Genomic DNA, 23,475 nt, shown 5'->3' with positions numbered 1-23,475 from the left:
CGCTGGGTGTTGAACGATTTAATTTTCACGCATGCTATGCCTTTTTTATACAGATAGCTAGTCGTAAATGTAGACAAATAAGACAGCTAAACCATACTGGCTTAAAAAATGCTAAGCTAAGCTATATCTCATTTATTTTAATTTTATATCGTTCATTATGTTGCATTATCAAATTGAATTTGACGATTATCGTCAGCATCTTATTCACGTGACTGTTCGCTTTCTTGCTGATCCGACCCAAGTCTTGTCATTGCCGACCTGGATTCCGGGAAGTTATCTGATCCGGGAATTTTCCAAGCACATTGAAGCAGTTAAAGCCTATGATGAAGATGGGCGCCAGTTACAGATCCAGAAATTTGAAAAGAACAAATGGCGTTTATTCAATACTGATCATGAGCTGATTACAGTGGAATATGATGTCTATGCCTATGACCTGTCTGTTCGTGGTGCATATGTGGATCAAAATCGTCTCTACGTGAACCCGGCTTGTGCATGTTTAGGGCTAGAAGGTCAGGAAAATAAAGAAATTGAACTGGAAATTTTCCTGCCAGATGAATTAAAGCATTTTCAGCTGGCAACCGGCATGCAAGCCAAAAGTCTGGTCAAAGGCCGTTTCACGCTCAAAGCCAAAAACTATGCCGAATTGATTGATGCACCATTTGAGCTGGCAGAGCAAACCCGTTTCCGTTTTGAAGCAAATGGTATTCCGCATGAATTTGTGGTGTCAGGCAAACATGCCATGAATGCGGCGCGTATGCAGCAGGACATTGAAAAAATTTGTGCCACAGAAATTTCAATGTTTGGTTCGGCGCCGTTTACAGACTATACCTTTATGACCATGGCAACCGGTAATAGCTATGGTGGTCTGGAGCATCCGAACTCGACTAGCCTGATTTCACCACGTGATGACTTGCCTAAGGCCAATGAACCTGAAGAACCTTCAAAAGATTATCAGCGTTTCCTCGGCTTATGTAGCCACGAATATTTCCATTCATGGTTGGTGAAGTTTATTCGCCCTGAAAACTTCGTTAACCATGATTTAAACAGAGAAGGTTATACCTCTCTGTTATGGATCTTTGAAGGTTTCACCTCTTATTACGATGATTTGATTTTGCTGCGTAGCGGCGTGATTAATCAGGAATCGTATATTGCTTTGTTAAAAGCACAGATTGACCGTTATTTGCAAAATCCGGGACGTGTGATTCAGTCAGTGTCTGAATCCAGTTTTGATGCCTGGGTGAAATTCTATCGTCAGGATGAAAACTCGAATAATGCGGGTACCAGCTATTACAACAAAGGTTGTTTAGTTGCACTGTGCCTGGATTTGGGTCTGCGTTTACGTGGTTCAAGTCTGGATGCTTTGATGCGCCGTTTGTATGAAAATGCCCAGAAAGGCGTTCAGGTGCATGAACGGACGATCTTTGAATTGTGTAAAGAATTGACAGGAGATGATTGGTCAGAACAGATTAATCACTTGATCAATACCACAGATGAATTGCCGCTCGATCAGCTATTCCCTGAGTTTGGTATGGCTTATAGCCTGAAAAATGACAAGTCTTTGCCATTCGGTTTAAAACTGGTAGATAAGCCGGAAGGTGTTCTAGTTCAATCTGCGCGTCGTGATGGGGTTGCTGTACTCGCTGGCCTTTCTGCCAATGATGTCATTATTGCAATTGATGGCTTAAAAGCAACGACCAAACTTGTTGAAAGCTATGCAAAACAGCAAGGTACTTTTACAGTGTATGCATTCCGTCGTGATGAGCTGATGACCTTCGAGGTTCAAGCTGCGGGTTCTGAACTGACCGAAGTTGAACTGAAAGTGGAAGATCCGGCTAAAGTCGAGAAATGGCTTAAAGCTTAAAGCTTCACTTGTTCGTCATTTAAAAAAACCGGTGCATAGTCACCGGTTTTTTATTGCATTAAATTTTGAGAAAAAATTATTTAATGATCAGTCGTGATGTGCCACGGAATTCTGCCACAATTTGATTATGTTGATTCATCACCTGAATATCATAAATACCACTACGGCCACTGCTGGCTTTGTGTTCAGCTACAGCAGTCAGTGTGTCGCCAAGCAAGCCCGGTTTTAAATAATGAATACCGCAATGTTGACCAACTGCCGGATGTTCACCGGTATTGCAGGTAATTGCAAAAGCTGCATCTGCCAGTGCGAAAATCACGGCACCGTTACAGGTCTGATGACCCTGTAAATGCTGTTCAGTTACCTTTAATTCGATCTTTGCATAATTGTGGTTATAAGAAACCAGATGAGCACCAAGATGCTGAATTAACCGGTCCTGATTAAACATCTGGTTGACTTGCTGATCCATTGTAAAACTCCTTTTAAGATACGTTTTATTTTAAATTATTAAATATGTGAATCCTAAATAACATTCCAGCAGGAGAATAACAAGGAAAAACTAAAAAGAAGCTCAAAGCTTAATTTGCATACATAAGACAAGTTATGTAAAAAGTGCTTAGATATCAGTATTTATTAGAAGAACATGAATCAGAAAAGTTTAAATTGTGGCATTGGAATTACAGTAATTTGGCTTGCTGTAATTACTTCTTTTTGGATGTTTGGTGGATTGAGTTCGCCTACTTCATTAAATGAACTTGGAGATTTTCTAGCGGGAATATTTGCGCCAATTGCTTTTCTCTGGCTGATTTTAGGTTATGTTCAGCAAGGTAAACAGTTAGAGCAAAATACAAAAGCATTAGAGCAACAGGAAAAAGCATTACAACTTCAGATTGATGAGATGCGGGAAAGTGTTAAACAACAGACGAATTTAGTTTCTTTACAAGAACAACAGCTAAAATCAGCAAGAAAAGCATTGCGACCTCAGTTAAATTTAAGTAGAACTACTTTTTTTGAACACGAAGATAGGTACGAAGATCGTGATAATGATGGAAATATTATTGATGTTTTTGATATTTATATTGTTTGTATTTATTTAAATTTAAAAAATTATGGTGAAGAAGCTAAAAATATATATTTTTTTGATGAGGATTTTAAAAGATATGAATCACTTTTAATAAGTCTTAGTAAAAATGAAGAACAGAGAGTTCAAATTAATTTGCTCAAAGAACAATATACAAAGTTATTTGCAGACAAGGAGTTAATGATAAGGGGTAAAATAGGCTACGAAGATAAATATGGGAATTTATATGATTTTAAAGTCAAATTCACCATCACTACACCTAGAAAAAATCCTCGTGTAGGATTTCAAATATCTCAAGAGTCGATATAGAAGTTTAATTCCCCCGATACGTTGAATAGCCATAAGAACTTAATAACAGTGGAATATGGTAATGCTCCAACGTGCCATCAATCACAAAAACTACCGGCACTTCAGGGAAGAACGTCCGTTGATTATTGGCCTTAAACCAATCACTCGTTTTAAACGTTACTTTATAAACGCCTTTTTGTAACGCGGTGTCTTTAGGATAAAATTCTTTAATACGACCATTACTGTCTGTCTTGGCTTCATTGAGCTTGACCCATTTCTCACCTTGTTGAGCTTCTAGGGTGACCGTGACATTAGCAGAGGGTAGGCCGGTTTCCTGATTAAGTACATGCACACTCAGCGGATTGGCAAAGCCAAAAGTTGAAAGGGAAGTCGCAGCTAAAGCGAAAATTATTTTTTTCATGAGACTCACATTAAAATGAATACTTTAATTAATTCTAATAGATTGAAAAATAAAAAAATATTTAAGTTATGTAATAAAAAAAGCCCACCGAAGTGAGCTTGATTGAATCTATTCAAACTTAGCCACGACCGCGGCCGCGACCACGTGGTGCTTTGGTATTTGGACGAGTTGTGCCATTGGTCTTACGACGCGGCTTTTCACTTTCATCCATTTGCCAGATACGTTTGGTGCCAGACTTTTTCACAGAACCATCTTTGTTCTTGCGAACCATTGGCTTACCACCCGTACCACCCGGCTTTTTCACATAAGAACGTGAACGGTATGGTTCTTCCGCAGGAACATTCTGGAAGTCCGGATATAATAATGGTTCAATTTCTCTGGTTTCGCCCGGTTGCAATCCCATACGAACCAAATCAATCTCACCAATTTTGGTACGGATCAAACGCAATGTAGGGAAGCCGACAGCAGATGTCATACGACGAACCTGACGGTTACGACCTTCACAGATCGAAATCTCAACCCAAGACGTTGGAACAGAGGCACGGAAACGTACAGGAGGATTACGCTCCCACAGCCATTCCGGTTCAGACACTTTTTCAGCACGTGCAGGAAGCGTTATGCCATCTTTCAGTTCAACGCCTTTACGAAGCTGTTCAAGTGCTTCTTCGGTCACATCACCTTCCACTTGCACCATATAAGTTTTAAACTTTTTATTGGCAGGATTGGTGATATATTGGTTGAGACCACCGTGATCGGTGAGGAAAACCAGACCTTCTGAGTCCATGTCCAAACGACCCGCAAGACGTAAATCTTTGTCGTTGACAAAATCAGCCATGGTTGGGTGCTTTTCATCCGCACGGAATTGGGAGAGGACGTCATAAGGTTTGTTTAGAATGACGATTTTCATAGGAAATAACTTCTATAATTACATTAATTTAAAAAATGTAGAGGTTTATTTAAAAGGGAAATTTAGTTATTTCCCGTATAAATCTCAAAAACAACAAATCTGGATTAGAATATTATGCGTTAAGAACAGTTGAAAGTATTGCCTAATCGGCAATTATTTTAGATTTGTCAGCGGCATCCGGGAGAATACTAATAATGGGATATCAAAAAATCGTAGTACCTGTGGATGGTACCAAAATTACCGTTAATGCAGACCTGTCACTCAACGTACCAAATAATCCAATTATCCCATTTATCGAAGGGGATGGAATTGGTGCAGATATTACACCAACAATGCGAACTGTGGTAGATGCTGCTGTGCAAAAAGCATACGCCGGGAAGCGTTCCATCGAATGGATGGAAGTCTACTGCGGTGAAAAAGCTGACAAAATTTACGGCACCTATATGCCTGAAGAAACTCTCGAAGCGCTGCGCGATTATGTAATATCGATCAAAGGCCCACTGACCACGCCAGTCGGTGGTGGTATTCGTTCCTTGAATGTGGCCCTACGCCAGGAACTGGATTTATATGTTTGTGTACGTCCGGTGCGCTGGTTCGAGGGCGTGCCTTCGCCGGTACATAATCCTGAACTGACCGATATGGTGATTTTCCGTGAGAATTCAGAAGATATTTATGCCGGTATTGAATGGAAAGCAGATTCTCCGGAAGCGAAAAAGGTTATCAAGTTTCTGAAAGAAGAAATGGGTGTAACCAACATCCGCTTTGAAGACAATTGTGGGATCGGGATCAAGCCTGTTTCCAAAGAAGGTAGCCAGCGTCTGGTGCGTAAAGCCATCCAGTTCGCCATTGAAAATGACAAGCCTAGTGTGACGTTAGTGCACAAAGGCAATATCATGAAATATACCGAAGGGGCGTTTAAAGAGTGGGGTTATGAAGTTGCGCTGGAACGTTTTGGCGGTGAGCTTTTAGATGGTGGTCCGTGGGTTAAAATCAAAAATCCAAGAACGGGTAAAGACATTATTATTAAAGATGTCATTGCAGATGCCTTCTTGCAGCAAATCCTGATGCGTCCAGCAGAATATTCTGTGATTGCGACACTCAACTTAAATGGTGACTATATTTCTGATGCGCTGGCCGCGGAAGTCGGTGGAATCGGAATTGCACCAGGTGCCAATATTGGCGGTTCGATTGCAGTCTATGAGGCAACCCACGGCACAGCGCCTAAATATGCCGGACAAGATAAAGTAAATCCGGGTTCGATTATTTTGTCTGCTGAAATGATGTTGCGTGATATGGGCTGGACAGAAGCTGCCGACCTGATCATCAAGGGGATTTCGGGTGCGATTGCGGCAAAAACGGTGACCTATGATTTCGAGCGTCTGATGCCAGGGGCGACCTTACTTCGTTGTTCCGAGTTTGGTGAGGCGATTATTGCTAATATGGATACCTGAAATTGCGAAGCAATTTATGAGTTAAAGCCCGTAGTAATTGCGGGTTTTTTTATAGTTTTATTTCCAGGCAAAGTCTGAACAGATAAGAGCTAAACGTTAAAATAAGTATCAGGCTGCAAGATCATGTAAGAAGTGTAATGAGCCTAGAAATGATTCGTTCTAAGCTGAACGACTTACTAAAGCTTGTATTACATTGACGTATTTGGATACAGCTCAGCGATTGGCTTATTTTGTATAAACGTTACAGTGATGAATGGAACTTCCAGTGATATAGAGACGTTTCTCCAAAGGAGTAAATCATGGCTAAAGCTAAAGCGAGACATAAGCAGGTCCAACAAAAAGATAAGCAGGACAATGCTCAGAATGAAGAGCAGCAACAGCAACAACAACAACCATCGAAACCATCTCGTGCTAAAAAACGTAGATAATCTCCTATCCACCTGAAATAACAAAACCCTCATTTGAGGGTTTTGTTATTTGGAGGCTAATATAAAATCATCACTAAAAATAACAGGATTGTGACTTTAAATTAGGCCGTGATGATTAAGATAAAAGTCATCTATTTAATTTGATGCGAATATTGGTGAAATTTCTTCGGATTATAAACTTACTGTTATCTATAGGTTTTTTACTAACTGCCTGTCAGCCACCGCCTTCAGGTGAAGCAGCCGGTTGGAAAAGCCCTTATCTATATTGGCAATTACAGAGAACCAAGTTAGAAGCTCCGCTACAGATTCCGGTTGAAGGCGTCAGAGTTGGCCAAATTAATGATACTTGGGGAGCAGCGCGTAGTGCAGGTCGTAAACACGAAGGGACGGATATTTTTGCCAAACGTGGTACGCCAGTATTTAGCGCGACCCAAGGGATTGTGCGTAGGATTGGCACCAATAATCTGGGTGGAAAAATTATCTGGGTGACTGGCCCCAATATGAGTCAGCATTATTATGCACATCTGGATGATTATGCAGCGGATATTCAGGAAGGCGACTGGGTCGAAGCAGGTGAAGTCATCGCTTATGTGGGTAATACGGGCAATGCTAAAAATACCCCACCGCATTTACATTATGGGATTTATCTGGGTGGGCAAGGAGCAACCAATCCTTATCCTTATTTAGTTCCTTCTCCATGAGCAGACACTGGCTGAGTTTGTTGTTCAGGCTTGAGTCTGGCAGGACGTGTACACCAGAACAATTGCAATGTTCCTAATAAAAGAACCAATGTGGCCAGTATGAACTGTTGATGATAGCTCAATCCAAAATATTGCAGCGCACTAAAGCTGAGTCCACCGATCAGCTGAATCGAGGCAAAACACAAGGTAGCAATACTCCAGAGCTTTTTATAAGCCAGTCCATACAGTTGCAAAATGGTATAGGAGGTCAGGAAGACCACAGCCGGATTTAGCATCCCAGTGAAAAAGGAAGAGTTAAAAGTGAGCAATGGACTGGCATCTAGAGTCGCAATAAAAATAGCCATAATATAAAGACTATAAAGAATTTTCAGGGCAGCAAAATTACCCCATTTTCTGGCCAGTGCATAAGCACTCAAGGCGCCTAAAGCACTACCTAGTCCATACAGAATCCAGTTGAAATTAATCCAGAACAAGCTCAATCCCAACTGCTGGCTTAAATAATCAATCCAGAAGAGTGAATGTGGTATATAGGCGAAAGCACTACAGGCGTAAACCGTCAATAAACTATAAAAGACGCTATTCAAAGATAGAGTAGAGATAACCGAAGGGGCTTGTGCGGACAAATACGGCTTAAATTTCTGAATCAGTAAACTTAAAACGATACAGATAAGCAAAGCAAAACCACATAAGATTAGCCAGGCCGTCTGTATGGAAATTTGATCCAGATAAGGCAGAAACAGGGTCGCAATTAAAACGCCTAGTCCAATTCCGCTAAAACCAATAAAGTTGATTTTAAGACGGTCTTGAAGTTCACAGCACTGTGCAACCACACTCGGCGATAAGATCATCATCAGTCCACCGCTGATCCCGGAAATAATCCGCCAAGCGATATACCATACTTCAGAAAAACCAGAAAATGCACAGCACATCAGGCTGAACATGCCGGCAAAGGCTGAAATTTGAATATAGGTACTCATGCTGCGGTCTTGAGGCAGGCGCATGGCCGTAAATGCACCGATTAAATAACCCAGCAAATTGGCACTGCCCAAAAGGCTGGCAAAATCTGTACTCCAGCCAAAGGCTTCGCGTGTGCCAGGTAACAGTGCGGTATAAGAAAAGCGAAGAATGCCAATGCCCAAGCACATACTAAGACAAAGAAACAGGCTGAGCTTGATTGTGTTTGAGGACATCCGTGTACTCATGGAATTTTATGTTTGGTCAAAAAATAACATGAATCTTCATAATAAAGGGAAAAATTGCCTGAAAAGAAACCATTGAGTGCAGAAATTTGCTCAAAGAAACCGGTAAGATTTTTAAGATTTCATCAGTCAAAAGCCTGAATTTTTTCATAGAAATAAAAAACCGCGTCTCAACGCGGTTTTTTATATTGTCTATTTCAAGAATTAACGTATCTTGGCCAAGAAACGGCCAACACGGGTAATGGCTTCACGCAGTTCATTTTCAGCCGGCAGGAACACTACACGGAAATGATCCGGTGTTGGCCAGTTAAAGCCTGTCCCTTGAACCAGAAGTACTTTCTCTGCACGTAACAAATCCAGCATCAGTTTTTCATCATCCTGAATTGGATACACATTCGGATCCAGTTTCGGGAAGCAATACATTGCGCCTTCAGGTTTGACACAAGACACACCTGGAATCTCGTTCAGCATTTCCCAGGCAATATTGCGCTGTTCATATAAACGCCCACCCGGACGAATCAGGTCGTTAATTGACTGATAACCGCCCAGTGCAGTCTGAATTGCATATTGTGCCTGATGGTTGGCACACAGACGCATCGATGCAAGCATATCCAGACCTTCGATATAGTCTGCTGCACGTGCTTTATTGCCGGTAATGGCCATCCAGCCGGAACGGAAACCAGCAATACGATAGGCTTTAGATAAACCGTTAAACGAAACACAGAGCTGATCGCCAGCCAGAGCTGCTACAGCAACATGCTCAATCCCATCGTAAATAATTTTGTCGTAGATTTCGTCAGCAAATAAAATCAGGTCATATTTCTTGGCCAAGTCGACGATTTGTTGCAACACATGACGTGGGTAAACCGAACCGGTCGGGTTATTCGGGTTGATAATCACAATACCACGCGTATTCGGCGTGATTTTGCTTTCCATATCAGCAATATCTGGATACCAGTGATTTTCTTCATCACATTTATAATGAATCGCAGTACCGCCAGACAGATTCACTGCTGCCGTCCAGAGTGGATAATCCGGCATTGGAATCAGCATTTCATCGCCATCATCCAGCAGACCCTGCATGGCCATCACGATCAGTTCAGACACACCATTACCGATATAGACGTCATTGACGTGCATATCTAGAATGCCTTTTTGCTGATAATACTGACAGATCGCCTTACGCGCCGGGAAAATCCCTTTGGAATCGGTATAGCCAATCGCATTCGACAGGTTTAAAGCCACATCGTTGATAATTTCTTGTGGGGCTTCAAAACCGAATGGGGCAGGGTTACCAATATTTAATTTGATAATTTTGTGACCGGCTTCTTCCATCTCGATGGCCGCTCGTAACACAGGTCCGCGAATGTCGTAGCATACATGCTCGAGCTTAGATGATTTCTTGATCTCGCGAGGGGTTTGGAAAGTGTTCGGCATTTTGATGTTCTCGGAAGGAGTGGAGGTCACTTTTGCATAACGATATAAATAACTTTTAAATGTCTCAGTTGTGACTAGATCGAGATCATGTTCATCTCGAAGTAGTGCAACAATTTTTTCATGCGTAAATCCAAGCTGCTGATATTGTTTGATCACAGGCAGCAGATTTTTAAAAATTACGCTCTTTTTTTGCGACATTTTTTAATCCTGAGCAAATTTAGAGCTAAGAATACCATTAAATTTGCTCACTAAAAAACATTTAATGTAAAAATTGCTTACTTTTATTTTTATATTTGCTTTCTTTTTGCTTTTTTGGGCATTATATGTCTTTTGTAAAATGTTGAATAAAGACTAGAATTTTTAAAATGAATCACGTAAATATAGGATTATCCTATTTTAAATAGCAAGATAAAAAGGTATGTGATCATGGGAAAACTCAATAAATCAGACCGGGAATGGCAAAGAGAGTTATCACCTGAGGAGTTTCGCATTACGCGCGAGAAGGGAACCGAGCCGGCATTTACTGGAAAATACTGGAATACCAAGCAAGATGGCACTTATGTATGTCGTTGCTGCGGCACGCCACTGTTCTCTTCTGAGACCAAGTATGACAGCGGCTGTGGCTGGCCAAGTTTCTACCGTCCCGTCAGCAGTTCAGTAGTAGAAGAATTACCTGATACTTCACACGGAATGGTCAGAACTGAGATAGTTTGTCATCATTGTGACGCACATTTAGGGCATGTTTTCCCGGATGGTCCAGAACCGACGGGCTTACGTTATTGTGTCAACTCGGCTTCTCTAGACTTAGAAACACAAGAAAAAAATGATGAGGAAACCTATCCATGACTAACATTTATCAGTTCGAAGCTGAATTGTTAGATGGCAAAAGCAAGCCACTTGCAGATTATGAAGGCAAGGTACTTTTGATCGTCAATACAGCGAGTAAGTGTGGTTTTACCCCACAGTTTTCAGGATTAGAAAAACTTTACGAAAAATATAAAGATCAAGGTCTGGAAATTTTGGGATTTCCATGTAACCAGTTTGGCGGCCAAGATCCGGGTTCCAATGAACAGATTGGTGAATTTTGCCAGAAGAATTACGGGGTATCTTTCCCGATGTTTTCCAAGGTAGATGTCAAAGGCCCTGAAGCGCACGCCATTTTTCGCTATTTAACCAATAATTCCAAAGGTATTTTAGGCAATGGAATTAAATGGAATTTTACCAAGTTCCTAATCGGACGTGATGGCAAGGTATTGAACCGTTTTGCTCCGACCACCAAGCCTGAAGATCTTGAGGATGAAATTGCAAAAGTGTTGTAATACTCTGTGTTATTTTATCAGTATGAGATAAAAATAGAACTCATCTGATTTCAATTAAAAAACCCACTTCAATTCAGTGGGTTTTTTAATCATGATTAAAACTTAGAGAATGGCTTTCAGGCGTTGAATGACTTCTTCACATTGCGCCAGATCGGCCACAAGTGCTAGACGTACATGATTTTCACCCGGATTACCCTGTTCAGTATCGCGGGATAAATAACGACCCGGAAGAACTTTAATATGTGCTTCTTCCATCAAATGTTTGGCAAAGGCTTCATCATTGTCGACTTTTAACCAGTAATAGAAACCTGCATCCGGTTTTTTGAGTGGCAGCAGATGACCGAGTTCTTGCTGGAATAAATCAAACTTGGCACGGTATTGCACCCGGTTTTCTTCCACATGTGCTTCATCATCCCAGGCAGCAATTGAAGCTAACTGGTGCTGAACCGGCATCGCCGCACCGTGGTAAGTACGATATTGCAAATAAGGTTTTAACAGGCTGGCATCACCAGCAACAAAACCTGAACGCATGCCCGGGAGGTTAGAACGTTTAGACAGTGAATGGAACACCACACAGTTTTTATAGTCATCCCGGCCAATTTCAGCACAAACTTCCAGTAAACCTACAGGTGCCTGATCAAACCACAGTTCCGAATAGCATTCGTCTGAAGCAATCACAAAGTTGTATTGATCCGACAGGGCAATCAGTTTTTTAAACTGTTCTTTGGACAGCACTGCACCGGTTGGATTGCCTGGGGTACAGACAAATAATAGCGTGGTCTTTTCCCAGACTTCTGCCGGCACAGCATCAAAATCACCAAGGTAATTGTTCTCCTCAGTACAGTTGATGAAATAAGGTTTGGCACCTGCGAGCAGTGTTGCACCTTCATAAATCTGGTAAAACGGATTCGGCATGACTACATAAGGTGCCTCTTCCCGATTCACCAAAGCCTGTACAAACGAGAAAATCGCTTCACGCGTACCGGAAACAGGCAGGATATTGCTGTCTGTACTAATGCTATTGAGCTTAAAACGGCGTGTCAGCCATTGGGCAATACTTTCACGTAGCTCAGGCAGGCCTTTACTGTTGGGATACGTCGATAAATGTTTAAAGTTATCGATAATCGCTTGTTTCACAAACTCCGGTGCAGGATGCTTTGGTTCGCCAATCGACAGGGGAATTAAAGGCATATTTGCAGGCTGGATATCCGCAAAAAGCTGATTTAACTTTTCAAACGGATAAGGATGCAGTAGAGACAAGCTAGAGTTCATGAATAAGTAACCGCGTTTTAATGTGAGTGTTGACTACAAACCTGATGAGAGGCTTCATCCAGCGCGGTTTTAAGTGCAGCTGCAAATTCGGCGGATTCTTCAGGTGTCATAGGGTTGCCATCTTTTTTGGTAACAAAGAATATATCTTCGGCACGTTCGCCAAGTGTGGCAATTTTGGCAGAGTGGATATCCAGGCCTTGCATCATAAATAAACCACCGATTTTGGCAAGTAAACCAGGATGATCGAGAGTAGCGATTTCGACCATATTTTGATTCAAGGCAGGATTGATACTAATATCGACTGTATTTTCAATATCGAAATGACGTAATTGACGCGGAATCCGGCGCTGCATCAGGCCCGGATATTCATCAGAATGACTCAAGGCATCTTTCAGAGCTTCAATCACTGTGGCTTCGCGTTCCGGATCGGTCAATAAGGTACCAAAACGGTCCAGTACTACATAGGTATCCAGACTGAAGGCTTTAGTCGCTGTAATAATCCGTGCGTCTTGTACATCCAGATTCATACGATCCAGAATAGCCACGGTGGTGGCAAACAGGTTGGGTTGATCCTGCGTATAAATAAAGATCTGTACCGCATCCTGCGCATATTTACGGTGCGCCCGCATCAGCACCAGTGGGGCAGGATTATCGCCGTGTTGTAAAATGGCACGGGTATGCCAGGCAATTTCATCTGCTGTTTCTTTGAGGAAATAGTCATCACCAAGTTCCTGCCAGACTTTTTCTACCTCATCCAGTGAGAAGTCCTGAACCAGAAGTTCACTGGCTGCAAATTTAGTATCTTCAATCAGCATTTGATAATCAACCGGACGGCCCAGACCAGAACGGATTACGTCACGTGCCTGAGTATATAGTTGACGCATCAGCGAAGCGCGCCAGGTATTCCACAGCTTCGGATTGGTGGCGTTAATATCGGCGACTGTCAGGGTGTACAGATAGTCCAGATGTTCCATGTCACCCATTTTTTCGGCGAATTCTTTGACCACATCCGGATCGGAAATATCTTTTTTCTGGGCAGTCACCGACATCATCAGATGATTTTGGATCAGCCAGGCCACCAGATTACTTTCGCGTTCAGTAAAGCCATGGCTACGGCAGAATTTAATCGCGTCGCTGGCACCGAGTTCACTGTGGTCACCGCCACGACCTTTAGCAATATCATGGAAAATTGCTGCCAGATAGACTATGTCACGACGGGTCAGACGCTGAAACACTGAACTGACCACCGGAAATTCCTTGGCAAATTCAGGTTCTTTAAAGCGGTTTAAATTACGCAGCAGCAATAAGGTATGTGCATCGACCGTATAGATATGGAACAGGTCATATTGCATCAGTCCCAGAATCTGTCCAAAGGCCGGGATGTAATTTCCAAGCACACCATAACGCTTCATCGCGACCATAGTATCGTAGAGTCGATGCGGTGAACGGATAATCGCCATAAATAGCGCCTGATGCACCGGATTATCACGAAAATCCTGATCAATGCGTTTTCCAGCCAAGGTCAGCAGGCGTAAAGTACGCGCACGAATACCTTCGATCTCAGGACGATTGGCTAGTAAATAGAAAATTTCCAGAATTGCGTTTGGATTTTCCGAGAAAATCTTGTGATGCTGCACAGCCAGTTTGCCATCGACCAGTTTAAAGTTCTGGTTGATTTCTTCGATCTGGCGTTCATATTGCGGTAAACGTGGCGTAATGACCGATTCATTAAAATAGGCCAGCAGCATTTCGTTCAGCGTAGACACTTGCTGTGCACTGCGATAATAGCGCTTCATGAACTGTTCAATTGGATAGTTCGGATGATGCGCCTCTTCACGTACATAGCCAAATTTGGCAGCAATATCACGCTGATAATCGAACAATAAGCGGTTTTCATCGCGCTTGGTCAGGCGGTGCAGGTGATGACGGATTTCCCAGAGGAAACTTTCGGCTTCCTCAAGCACACCGAGTTCAAATTCTGAAATAAAACCGAGATGTACCAGATCATAAATGCGATTGACGCGGAAATGCCGTTTGGCAATCCAGCCAATCTGGTTGATATCACGGATGCCACCCGGCGCATTTTTAATATCCGGTTCCAGATTGCTTTCGGTATTGTTGTGCTGAGCATAGCGTTTATGCTGCTCATCCATCTTGGCATCAAAAAAAGTTTTGTCAGTCCAGGTACGTGACACGATACGACGTGGCCATTTGCACAGGTTTTCATTGCCAATAATCAGGCGGGCTTCGATCAGGGTGGTGGCGACGGTCAGATCACTGCTGGCCTGATTGACACATTCATTGATGGTGCGGACACTGATACCGGGTTTGAAATTCCCCACGTCCCAAAGCGATGAAATGAATGTAGAAATCAGTTGTTCCTGTTCCGGGTTAATCTCGTCTTCTGACAAGATCATGATGTCGACATCAGAATAAGGCAGCATTTCACGACGGCCATAGCCTCCGACTGCAAACAGGGCCAAATCAGTTTGATCCAGTTCGGCATGCTGCCAGAGAAACTGCAATGCTTCATCAATCAGGTTGGAACGCGCCAGAATAATATCCCGAATCGACTGGCCATTTTCAAAACTTTCCTGAAGCTGATTTTCGACATCACTGCGCCATTGATTGATGGCTTTAATGTCATGGTTGCTTTTAGCGTAATTCAGCAGTGGATGGGTGTTGATCATGTACAGTCGTCCGTTGGTATTTCAGCTTAGTTTTGGTTGACGCTAACTTGGTTGGCGACCTGGAGGGCCAGTTCACGTGCCTGTTCAATAGTTTCTGCACGTGCCGTGGCAACGCCCATACGACGACGTTTAAAACCTTCTGGTTTGCCAAACAGGCGCAAATCGGTATTGCCGTCTGCTAAAGCAAGATTCAGGCCAGAAAATGAAAGATTACGGCCATCTACTCCAGCATAAATTACCGCACTGGCAGCCACACTATGTCGTGCAGTATTCACCGGCAAGCCTAAAATAGCACGTGCATGCAGCTCAAATTCACTTTGAAATTGGGAGGCTAAAGTCACCAGTCCAGTATCGTGTGGACGTGGGGAAACCTCACTAAACCATACTTTGTCGCCTTTTACAAAGAGTTCCACTCCAAAGATTCCGCAGCCACCAAGTGCTGTAGTGACCTTGTTGGCAATGCGCTTGGATTCTTCCAGCGCGGCTGGAGTCATCGGTTGAGGCTGCCAGCTTTCCACATAATCACCTGAGTCCTGACGATGTCCGATCGGGTCGCAATAAGACGTTTCGATTTCGCCGGTTTCTGGATTTTTTGCACGAACAGTCAATAAGGTAATTTCAAAATCAAAGTCAATTTGTGATTCTACAATCACAGTACCCTGATTGACCCGGCCACCGGTTTGCGCATATTCCCAGGCAGCATCGACTTCATCAAAACGGGTAACACGAGACTGACCTTTGCCTGAAGATGACATCACCGGTTTCACAAAGTTTGGATAGCCGACATCGTCACAGGCCGCGCGGAAGGATTCTAAACTGTCGGCAAAACGGTAAGCTGAAGTTGGCAGACCGAGTTCTTCCGCAGCCAGACGACGAATACCTTCACGGTTCATGGTCAGATTGACGGCTTTAGCAGAAGGAATGACTGTAGCAATGTTCTGGGCTTCTATTTCAAGCAGAACTTCGGTCGCAATCGCTTCAATTTCAGGAACAATTAAATGTGGTTGGATTTGATTGATGAGTTGTTTGAGTTCTACAGCATCTGCCATATTCAAGGTATAGGAATAATGCGCAACCTGCATGGCAGGGGCATGATCATAACGGTCAGCAGCATGAACTTCGACTCCAAGGCGTTGTAGTGAAATCACCACTTCCTTGCCCAGTTCACCAGAACCCAATAATAGAACTTTATAGGCAGAAGATTGAAGGGGAGTACCAATAGTCACGCTCATGTGGATCATCCATGCTTGATTTTATGGACTTTTAGCATAGCAGAACTGAGCCGACAGTTAAGCCAAGATTCATACAAAATTGTGATATTGACCAACAGTTTTATTTATAAAGTTTTTCTGGATTTGAATAAGGAGGCGCTGTCATTTTCACATCGCTGTCAGACTGCGTTTACAGAAGATAAATCCCGCTTTGAGACTTGAGCTTTTCTATTTGTGCAACGTGTTCAGCATTGATATTCAACATCTTTAACAGACGTAATGTACGAACATGCAGGAAATAGGCATAGGGCAATACAAAAGGCAGTACCAAGCACAGCAAAAATAACAGTAGTCCAAAAATTGTGAATTGAATGCTGTCTCGCAAGACGGCGACGAGCTGGAACTGATCTGCTGAAAAGGCGGTAGCTGAAAAAAGAATAATAAGGAGCGCAAATAAACTAGCAAAAATTTTTAGAGTATTCGGCAGGACACGATGTATGAAGCTCCACTTACCTAAGACCAATGTCAAGGGATGAAGATGCAGCACGTGTTGGCTCTGATTAAGCATAGCAATAATTTGATGGGTGCTATTCTTTTTAATATAAACCACCCGAACTTGATCTGCTGGTTGAGCATGTATTTCGACAAAATGTCCGGTAAAATTTTGAGCATTGATAAAACATTCAAAATATTGTGCCGGCACTTCATGTCGATGGAATACGGTTAACATTTCATCGCGCCGATGATGAATAAAGATTTTGCCTTCAATCACCTGTTTGACCTCAAACATGCGCATCCTTCCTTGTTTTTATTGTTATATAAAAAAGACCTATACTATGAGTTTAGCATAAGTCTTTGTTTCGATTGATCAACGAGTTAAAGCTTAAAAGGGTACTGGAACATAGGTGTAAACCAGGCCATAGGTGAGCGCTGCGGTCAGTGTCGCCATCACAATACGTTTAAACTTAAAGTACAAAACCGTGAGCACAATAAAGCCAACCAGCATCGCAAAACTTTTATTCGGCGTTTCTAATAAAGGTGGCAGGGTAGCAACTACCAACATGGAGCTGATCGCAGCGATGCCAATTGAACCCAAGGCAATTTTTAGCCACAACGCTCCGCGTTTTTGCGAACCTTGCTGAAATTTTTGAATGACAAAAAAAGGACCAAAGCGCGAGGCAAAATTGGCAATCCCGACTAAAATCCCGACCAGAATAATCTCTAGATTCATGCTTGATCTCCTGCGTGTTCAGGATCTGGCTGTTTCAGAATATAGTGCTTGAACAGGCCTGCGAAAATACCAGAACTTATACCGATAAAGATCGCGGCAGACAGGTCGATAAAATAACAGGCAATCGCAGACACCAGAATTGTGACAGCTACAACAAAAGTATGTTTTTTCTCAAAAGCGGCTAACAAGAAGCTCAGGAACAGCGCAGGTAACAAGAAATCCAGCGCAGCCTGTAAGAATTGCGGCAGGTTACTGACCTGATCGGCAAACAATCCACCGAGGAAAGATCCGAGTGCCCAGGACATCCAGCTAAACAGGCTTAAACCGAGCATCCAGGATTCTGACCATTCCTGTCGCCGTTGCGAGAGCTTGATCATGCCGGAGGCAAAAACTTCATCGGTCAAACCCCAAGACCAGATTGCCGTTTTCTTTAAATTCAGCCGGTCTTGAATCAGATTTTGTAACGCAGGGCCATAAAGCAGATGACGAATGTCTAAGGCAATCACGGTTAATGCCGTCATCCAGATAGATGTTCCACTACCTAAGAGAGCGACCACCAGGAACTGGCTGGCACCTGCATACATCGAGCAGGACAGGAACAGTGCTTCCCAGGCGGTAAAGCCAAACTGAGTGGCTGAAACACCAAAAGCAAACGACACTGGTAAATAAGTGAAGATAATCGCTTGGCTATCTTTTGCACCTTGCCAGAAGCCAGCAGGTTGCGTAGCGAGTTGATTCGGTTCAGACACGACACACCTTGAAGGAGAGTTGAACGATGGGTCAAATGAAGATTGTGTATTCTACGTGAATTTAATAGCATAGTGCCGAAATGTTTAAATTGGCGAGCCTGATATGTGGATGTTCAAGACACGTGCGATGCTGACTGCTGCTTTAATAAGCACGGCAATATTGTTACAAGCGTGTGGGAATGACAGTCAATCGACTGATAAGCCAGAAATTAAACCGGCACCTAAATTGACTAATGATGCGACGACTTATGCCAATGCCGCATGGCAACTGATCAATGAAGTGGATCCACTGGTCTATAATAAAGAAGTGGATCAGCTGGAAACACAGGTACGTCAACCAGCACGTAAATTGAGTACAGACTGGCGTATTAATGTCAAAATGACCGATTCGGTGACCGAAGGCAAATATGCTCTGTGTCGTAAAGCTTTGACCAGTCTGGAAATCTGGGCGCGGACGACCATGGAAAATGGCAACAGCCTGCAACAAAAACAGGCGGATTATGAGCGGGATAAACTGCAATGTCAGAATGCCATTGCCCATCCTGCACTCGGAAATACCGATCCTAAGCAAAAAGGTACTGCAATTGCCAATATGCAATAAACCTTTGCCCATTTAAATGTACTTATAAAAAGCCAGTCTGAATGACTGGCTTTTTTAGCAAAATAAGCTTTAAAAATAGGGCATCCACATATGTTCTAATAAAAGTACCATTACACCGCAGATCAGGAGTGTGCTGCCAATCATGCGTTGAATCATTGTACGTGTAGACATGGTCGATCTCCTCAAAGATTTAAAGCGTGTTTAATGCTTCCAAATAACGACGATTTACTTCTTTCCAGTTCACAACATTGAAAAAAGCCGAGATGTATTCCGGACGACGGTTTTGATATTGTAAATAATAAGCATGTTCCCAGACATCCAGACCTAAAAGGGGAATATTGCCATGCATCAGCGGAGAATCCTGATTGGCACTGCTTTCCACAATAAGCGTTTGATCTGGCGCCATACTTAACCAGGCCCACCCACTACCAAAACGGCTAAGCGCTGCTTGGGTAAACGCTTCTTTAAATGCCTCGAATCCTCCTAATTCATGTTCGATTGCCTTGGCAATTTCAGCTTCGGGATGACCACCGCAGTCTGGAATCATCACTGTCCAGAACAGGGAATGATTGGCATGTCCACCAGCATTGTTGATCACGTTCTGTCTGAGTTGCTCGGGCACTTCATTGAATTTGCTAATTAAGGCTTCGACCGATAAATCTTCCCATTCTGTGCCCGCTATTCCTGCATTGATATTATTGATATAGGTTTGATGATGCTTGCTATGATGAATTTCCATAGTCTTGCCATCGATATGAGGCTCTAGCGCATCATAAGCATAAGGTAGTACAGGCAAGGTGTAGCTCATTGGCAGGATTCCTTGAGAGAATGGAGTTAGGTTATTTTTTATTAGATTTAAGATACGCCCTAATTTAATATTTATATATGAGAATAGTTATCATTATTGTTAATATGTGTTGATCTTATGCGCTTTCAGAAAGGTTGTTATATGTATGAATCCTCTTTTTAAAAGTAATAAAAAAAGCCCCTGATATAGGTAATGCCAGTCAGTTAAGCAAAAAAAGTTAAAATGCTGTAAAAAGAGCGTATGTAAATACGCTCTTTTTTTATGAATTTATCTCAGAATCTAGATTTAACATTAAAACAAACCCTACCTTCACTTTCACAATTCAGTGAATTGATTGATTTAAACTGGATTGAAGATTGCTTAGACCAAACAGGTAAAGCATCAATTCGAAAAAGAAAACTGCCTGCTGAACATGTTGTTTGGCTGGTAATCGGACTTGCTCTATTTCGAAATCAACCGATTTGGTATGTGGTTCAACAATTGCAACTTGTTTTCGGTACGGCAGAATACTGTGTACCGAGTGCATCCGTACAAGCAAGACAACGCTTAGGCTTAGAACCCATGAGTGCTTTATTTTCGACATTAAGTCAGGCATGGTTTAAAGACTCACAACAACAATATAGCAACTTTCACGGTCTATGCGTTTGTGCTGTAGATGGTGTGGTTTGGTCTATGCCTCATACAGAAGAAAACTTTAAGCACTTTGGTTCATCCAAAGGCAAAACAGCAGCTGCACCTTACCCACAAGTTAGAGTGACTTGCCTGGTGAATACCAATACCCATGAAATGATTGATGCCCAAATGGGCAGTATGGATCAAGGTGAATTAACCTTAGCCAGTCAATTAAAAGCACCAGTTCGCAGTATTACCCTATTTGATCGTGCTTACTTCTCTGCTGATTTTTTAGTGAGCTGGCAATCTCAGGCAGAAGAGAGTCATTGGTTGATGCGAGCAAAGGACAACCTGCGTTATGAAGTGATTCATCATAATGCGGCCCATGACTTTCAGATCAAAATGCTTGTTTCAGCAAGAGCAAAAAAGATAAATCCGTCATTGGGTGACTATTGGGAAGCACGTTTAATTGAAGTTGAATATGCAGGAAAAATAAGACGTTACATTACATCATTAACAAATTCTAAAGTTTATCCATTCAAAGACCTTGCAATGCTTTATATCCAGCGTTGGGAAATAGAAATGTGTTATCGGGAAATTAAAAGTGATTTACAGGATGCAAGGATTTTAAGAAGCAAACAACCTGATTTGGTCTATCAAGAATTGTGGGGGGTATTTATTGCATATAATATCTTAAGAAGACAGATGAGGTTTATCGCTGAACATGCAAAGGTGAGTCCTTTAAGGATCAGTTTCCATATTGCATCTATGAGTATTATCAATATCTTAAGGCACACACCTTTAGAATCAGCAGGAAACCTACCCAAACATTTAGCGCAATTATTTGAACAATCTAAAATATTTGTATTACCTGAAAAAAGGCAAAGGCAATGTCCGCGAGTAGTGAAAATTAAAGCACAAAAATATCCAAGAAAATGCCAGTCAATTTCTTAACTGACTGGCATTACCCAAGAAGGGGGCTTTTTCAAACAGCAACGACTTAAACGTTAAAACGGAAGTGTAAAACATCGCCATCCTGAACGATATAAGTTTTACCTTCTAGACGCCATTTACCTGCTTCTTTCGCACCGGCTTCGCCGTTGTACTGCACAAAATCATCATAAGCGATACATTCTGCACGGATAAAGCCTTTTTCAAAGTCGGTATGAATCACGCCTGCCGCCTGTGGTGCAGTTGCGCCAACTTTCACGGTCCAGGCACGAACTTCTTGCACGCCCGCAGTGAAATAAGTTTGTAGGCCAAGTAATGAATAACCTGCACGAATGACCACATTTAAACCCGGCTCTTCCATGCCCATTGCTTCAAGGAATTCAGCACGGTCTTCATCTTCAAGCAATGAAATTTCAGCTTCAATCTGGTTGCAAAGTGGAACCACAATCGCATTTTCTTCAGCGGCCAATTTTCTCACTGCATCTAAATGGGGGTTATTTTCAAAACCGTCTTCAGCAACGTTGGCAATATACATGGTTGGTTTAAGGGTCATTAAACCAAAGCCACGTACCAGCTTGCGTTCGTCATCATCTAGGTCCGCTGCGCGAGCTGGTTTGCCTTCATCCAGTAAAGGTTGGATTTTTTCCAGAACAGCTTTAGTGGCTAGCGCTTCTTTGTCACCACCTTTAGCAGATTTAGTCAAACGCGTAATTGCTTTGGCTACAGCATCTAAGTCTGCGAGCGCAAGTTCGGTATTAATCGTAGCGATGTCATCCAGTGGATCAATACGACCATTCACATGAATGACGTTTTCATCTTCAAAACAACGCACAACGTGAGCAATTGCATCAGTTTCACGAATGTTGGCCAGGAACTGGTTACCCAAGCCTTCGCCCTTAGAAGCACCCGCTACCAGACCTGCGATGTCTACAAATTCCATAGAAGTCGGAATAACACGTTGCGGTTTAACAATTGCAGTCAATTTGTCTAAACGTGGATCAGGAACAGGTACAATCCCGGTGTTTGGTTCGATCGTACAGAAAGGGAAGTTTTCTGCAGCAATAGCAGCTTTGGTTAAGGCATTGAAAAGTGTAGATTTACCAACGTTCGGCAAGCCGACAATACCGCAATTAAAACCCATGAAATAACTCACAAAAGCGTTATATAAAAATTGCCCCCGATTTTACATGAAAGCATGACTAAAGTCAGGTCATGTGCTTGTGGTTTATTGCAATCAAATGCTTCTGGCGACCTAAAATGACTCGCTGAGCTTTCCGGGATGTGTAGTGAGTCCACCAACCATAGAGGAATAATCAGCCAGTATTTTACTTTTGAATAAAAATCACATTGTTTTTCTAAAAGTGAGTGACTAAAGTATCTGAATAAAACAGCGGCCTACACGCCCTGATCCAATAACGATAAACATGGAGCATACATGCGAACTTTATACCAGTTTCCTTTATCTCACTTTTGCGAAAAAGCACGTTGGATGCTGGACCATAAAGAGCTGTATTATGTTGCTCACAATCTGATACCCGGGGTACACCGCGCTTTTGCCCGCCTGAAAACAGGACAGAATCGTCTGCCTATTTTGCGTGATCAGGATCGATGGATCGCAGATTCCACCCAGATTGCTCTGTATTTGGATGATACTTATCCAGAACATCGTTTACTGCACGCAGAAGGGTATTTTCGAAATAAAGCTTTAGAAATTAATGAAATTACTTTGGAATTGGGTCGTCATGTTCGTCGCTGGATGCTCTCTCAAGCACTGACTTCTGATCATGAATCTCTGGATATTTTAATTGGTGAGCAGGGCTATCTGCGCCAGTTTGAAAAATTTTCTAAACCTTTATTGAAAGCGATGGTGGCCAAGGGTTATGCATTGAATGAGGAAACCGTGGCGGAATCTAAACAACACATCGATGTTGCGGTACAGCAGCTCAATCAGATGCTGGTCAGCCAAGGTGGGCATTATTTTGTCGGAAATCGTTTAGGTCTGGCGGATATTGCAGTCTGTTCCATGTTGGCACCGCTTCTGGCGATTCCAGGTACGCCATGGGAAAAAGAAAATTTCGAAACCTTGTCCGAAGAATATCGCGACTATCAGCAGTATTTGAATGAGCTTCCACTGGGTGAATATATTTGCCGTATTTACCGAACCGAACGTAATGCCCGGGTAGACTGGCGTGGTGTATAAGTTTAAATGCCAATCCAAGAATTAAAAAAACGCGCATGAAGCGCGTTTTTTTGATGA

The 23,475-nt window shown here is 42.5% G+C and carries 23 protein-coding genes; 10 read left to right on the top strand and 13 right to left on the bottom strand.

Features of this window, described 5'->3' with window-relative positions; genetic code table 11:
• The first annotated feature begins 157 nt into the window (after positions 1–157).
• The gene (locus tag I6L24_RS13700) at positions 158–1,861 is read left to right on the top strand and encodes a M61 family metallopeptidase (RefSeq protein WP_216986194.1); all 1,704 of its coding nucleotides are present in this window, start codon (positions 158–160) and stop codon (positions 1,859–1,861) included.
• Positions 1,862–1,937: 76 nt separating this feature from the next.
• On the opposite strand, the gene paaI is transcribed toward I6L24_RS13700, so the two are convergent.
• Entirely contained in the window at positions 1,938–2,330 is a 393-nt protein-coding gene (gene paaI / locus I6L24_RS13695) for a hydroxyphenylacetyl-CoA thioesterase PaaI (RefSeq protein WP_216986193.1), read from the bottom strand.
• A gap of 174 nt (positions 2,331–2,504) precedes the next feature.
• On the opposite strand from paaI, the gene I6L24_RS13690 reads away from it, so the two are divergent.
• Positions 2,505–3,251 carry a hypothetical protein gene (locus I6L24_RS13690; RefSeq protein WP_216986192.1) on the top strand — a complete coding sequence of 249 codons (747 nt, stop codon included), beginning with the start codon at positions 2,505–2,507 and terminating at the stop codon, positions 3,249–3,251.
• 4 nt (positions 3,252–3,255) lie between these two features.
• On the opposite strand, the gene uraH is transcribed toward I6L24_RS13690, so the two are convergent.
• Positions 3,256–3,651, bottom strand: a complete 396-nt coding sequence (uraH, locus tag I6L24_RS13685; protein WP_044113019.1) for a hydroxyisourate hydrolase — start codon at positions 3,649–3,651, stop codon at positions 3,256–3,258.
• A gap of 118 nt (positions 3,652–3,769) precedes the next feature.
• Positions 3,770–4,558, bottom strand: a complete 789-nt coding sequence (locus I6L24_RS13680) for an rRNA large subunit pseudouridine synthase E (RefSeq protein WP_004278952.1) — start codon at positions 4,556–4,558, stop codon at positions 3,770–3,772.
• Between the two features lie 194 nt (positions 4,559–4,752).
• On the opposite strand from I6L24_RS13680, the gene icd reads away from it, so the two are divergent.
• The 3 genes from icd to I6L24_RS13670 all read left to right on the top strand — a co-directional run bounded on the left by icd (position 4,753) and on the right by I6L24_RS13670 (position 7,138).
• The gene (icd, locus tag I6L24_RS13675) at positions 4,753–6,009 is read left to right on the top strand and encodes an NADP-dependent isocitrate dehydrogenase (protein ID WP_216986191.1); all 1,257 of its coding nucleotides are present in this window, start codon (positions 4,753–4,755) and stop codon (positions 6,007–6,009) included.
• Between the two features lie 299 nt (positions 6,010–6,308).
• Positions 6,309–6,437 carry a hypothetical protein gene (locus tag I6L24_RS16775; RefSeq protein WP_267460046.1) on the top strand — a complete coding sequence of 43 codons (129 nt, stop codon included), beginning with the start codon at positions 6,309–6,311 and terminating at the stop codon, positions 6,435–6,437.
• 143 nt (positions 6,438–6,580) lie between these two features.
• Complete coding sequence (locus I6L24_RS13670; RefSeq protein ID WP_216986635.1) at positions 6,581–7,138, top strand: M23 family metallopeptidase; 558 nt, start codon at positions 6,581–6,583, stop codon at positions 7,136–7,138.
• Here I6L24_RS13670 and I6L24_RS13665 read toward each other — a convergent pair.
• Both I6L24_RS13665 and I6L24_RS13660 read right to left on the bottom strand, forming a co-directional pair.
• Complete coding sequence (locus I6L24_RS13665) at positions 7,117–8,328, bottom strand: YbfB/YjiJ family MFS transporter (RefSeq protein ID WP_216986190.1); 1,212 nt, start codon at positions 8,326–8,328, stop codon at positions 7,117–7,119. The genes I6L24_RS13670 and I6L24_RS13665 overlap by 22 nt on opposite strands.
• A gap of 213 nt (positions 8,329–8,541) precedes the next feature.
• Complete coding sequence (locus I6L24_RS13660) at positions 8,542–9,972, bottom strand: pyridoxal phosphate-dependent aminotransferase (RefSeq protein WP_044113023.1); 1,431 nt, start codon at positions 9,970–9,972, stop codon at positions 8,542–8,544.
• Positions 9,973–10,200: 228 nt separating this feature from the next.
• Between I6L24_RS13660 and msrB the strand changes: the two genes are divergently transcribed.
• Both msrB and I6L24_RS13650 read left to right on the top strand, forming a co-directional pair.
• Positions 10,201–10,620, top strand: a complete 420-nt coding sequence (gene msrB / locus I6L24_RS13655; RefSeq protein WP_004645533.1) for a peptide-methionine (R)-S-oxide reductase MsrB — start codon at positions 10,201–10,203, stop codon at positions 10,618–10,620.
• A complete protein-coding gene (locus tag I6L24_RS13650; RefSeq protein WP_004278946.1) occupies positions 10,617–11,093 on the top strand; it encodes a glutathione peroxidase in 477 nt (158 codons plus the stop codon). The genes msrB and I6L24_RS13650 overlap by 4 nt, the downstream gene beginning before the upstream one ends.
• A gap of 102 nt (positions 11,094–11,195) precedes the next feature.
• On the opposite strand, the gene dapC is transcribed toward I6L24_RS13650, so the two are convergent.
• The 6 genes from dapC to I6L24_RS13620 all read right to left on the bottom strand — a co-directional run bounded on the left by dapC (position 11,196) and on the right by I6L24_RS13620 (position 18,246).
• Positions 11,196–12,365 (bottom strand): succinyldiaminopimelate transaminase, encoded by a 1,170-nt coding sequence (dapC, locus tag I6L24_RS13645; protein ID WP_216986189.1) that lies wholly within the window; start codon positions 12,363–12,365, stop codon positions 11,196–11,198.
• 17 nt (positions 12,366–12,382) lie between these two features.
• A complete protein-coding gene (gene glnD / locus I6L24_RS13640; protein WP_216986188.1) occupies positions 12,383–15,055 on the bottom strand; it encodes a [protein-PII] uridylyltransferase in 2,673 nt (890 codons plus the stop codon).
• A gap of 26 nt (positions 15,056–15,081) precedes the next feature.
• On the bottom strand, positions 15,082–16,296 hold the full coding sequence (purT, locus tag I6L24_RS13635) for a formate-dependent phosphoribosylglycinamide formyltransferase (protein WP_171057027.1): 1,215 nt from the start codon (positions 16,294–16,296) through the stop codon (positions 15,082–15,084).
• Positions 16,297–16,456: 160 nt separating this feature from the next.
• Positions 16,457–17,056 carry a hypothetical protein gene (locus I6L24_RS13630; RefSeq protein ID WP_086044658.1) on the bottom strand — a complete coding sequence of 200 codons (600 nt, stop codon included), beginning with the start codon at positions 17,054–17,056 and terminating at the stop codon, positions 16,457–16,459.
• Positions 17,057–17,149: 93 nt separating this feature from the next.
• Positions 17,150–17,497 (bottom strand): L-valine transporter subunit YgaH, encoded by a 348-nt coding sequence (ygaH, locus tag I6L24_RS13625; RefSeq protein WP_004278941.1) that lies wholly within the window; start codon positions 17,495–17,497, stop codon positions 17,150–17,152.
• Positions 17,494–18,246: an AzlC family ABC transporter permease gene (locus I6L24_RS13620; protein WP_004278940.1), complete on the bottom strand. Its 753-nt coding sequence runs from the start codon at positions 18,244–18,246 to the stop codon at positions 17,494–17,496. The genes ygaH and I6L24_RS13620 overlap by 4 nt, the downstream gene beginning before the upstream one ends.
• Before the next feature lie 103 nt (positions 18,247–18,349).
• On the opposite strand from I6L24_RS13620, the gene I6L24_RS13615 reads away from it, so the two are divergent.
• Entirely contained in the window at positions 18,350–18,847 is a 498-nt protein-coding gene (locus I6L24_RS13615) for a hypothetical protein (protein ID WP_005106524.1), read from the top strand.
• A 190-nt stretch (positions 18,848–19,037) separates the two neighbouring features.
• Here the strand turns inward: I6L24_RS13615 and I6L24_RS13610 are convergent, their stop codons facing one another.
• Complete coding sequence (locus I6L24_RS13610; RefSeq protein ID WP_216986187.1) at positions 19,038–19,655, bottom strand: superoxide dismutase; 618 nt, start codon at positions 19,653–19,655, stop codon at positions 19,038–19,040.
• Positions 19,656–19,916: 261 nt separating this feature from the next.
• On the opposite strand from I6L24_RS13610, the gene I6L24_RS13605 reads away from it, so the two are divergent.
• Positions 19,917–21,221: an IS4 family transposase gene (locus I6L24_RS13605; RefSeq protein WP_005252158.1), complete on the top strand. Its 1,305-nt coding sequence runs from the start codon at positions 19,917–19,919 to the stop codon at positions 21,219–21,221.
• A 46-nt stretch (positions 21,222–21,267) separates the two neighbouring features.
• Here I6L24_RS13605 and ychF read toward each other — a convergent pair whose 3' ends face one another.
• Positions 21,268–22,359, bottom strand: a complete 1,092-nt coding sequence (ychF, locus tag I6L24_RS13600) for a redox-regulated ATPase YchF (protein ID WP_004645523.1) — start codon at positions 22,357–22,359, stop codon at positions 21,268–21,270.
• A gap of 294 nt (positions 22,360–22,653) precedes the next feature.
• Here ychF and I6L24_RS13595 point away from each other — a divergent pair, with 294 nt between their 5' ends.
• The gene (locus I6L24_RS13595) at positions 22,654–23,418 is read left to right on the top strand and encodes a glutathione S-transferase family protein (RefSeq protein ID WP_004645522.1); all 765 of its coding nucleotides are present in this window, start codon (positions 22,654–22,656) and stop codon (positions 23,416–23,418) included.
• Positions 23,419–23,475 lie beyond the last annotated feature (57 nt).

The sequence above is a fragment of the Acinetobacter lwoffii genome (genome assembly GCF_019048525.1).
Taxonomy (GTDB): Bacteria; Pseudomonadota; Gammaproteobacteria; order Pseudomonadales; family Moraxellaceae; genus Acinetobacter; species Acinetobacter lwoffii_K.
This window is presented reverse-complemented; position numbering and strand designations above follow the sequence as displayed.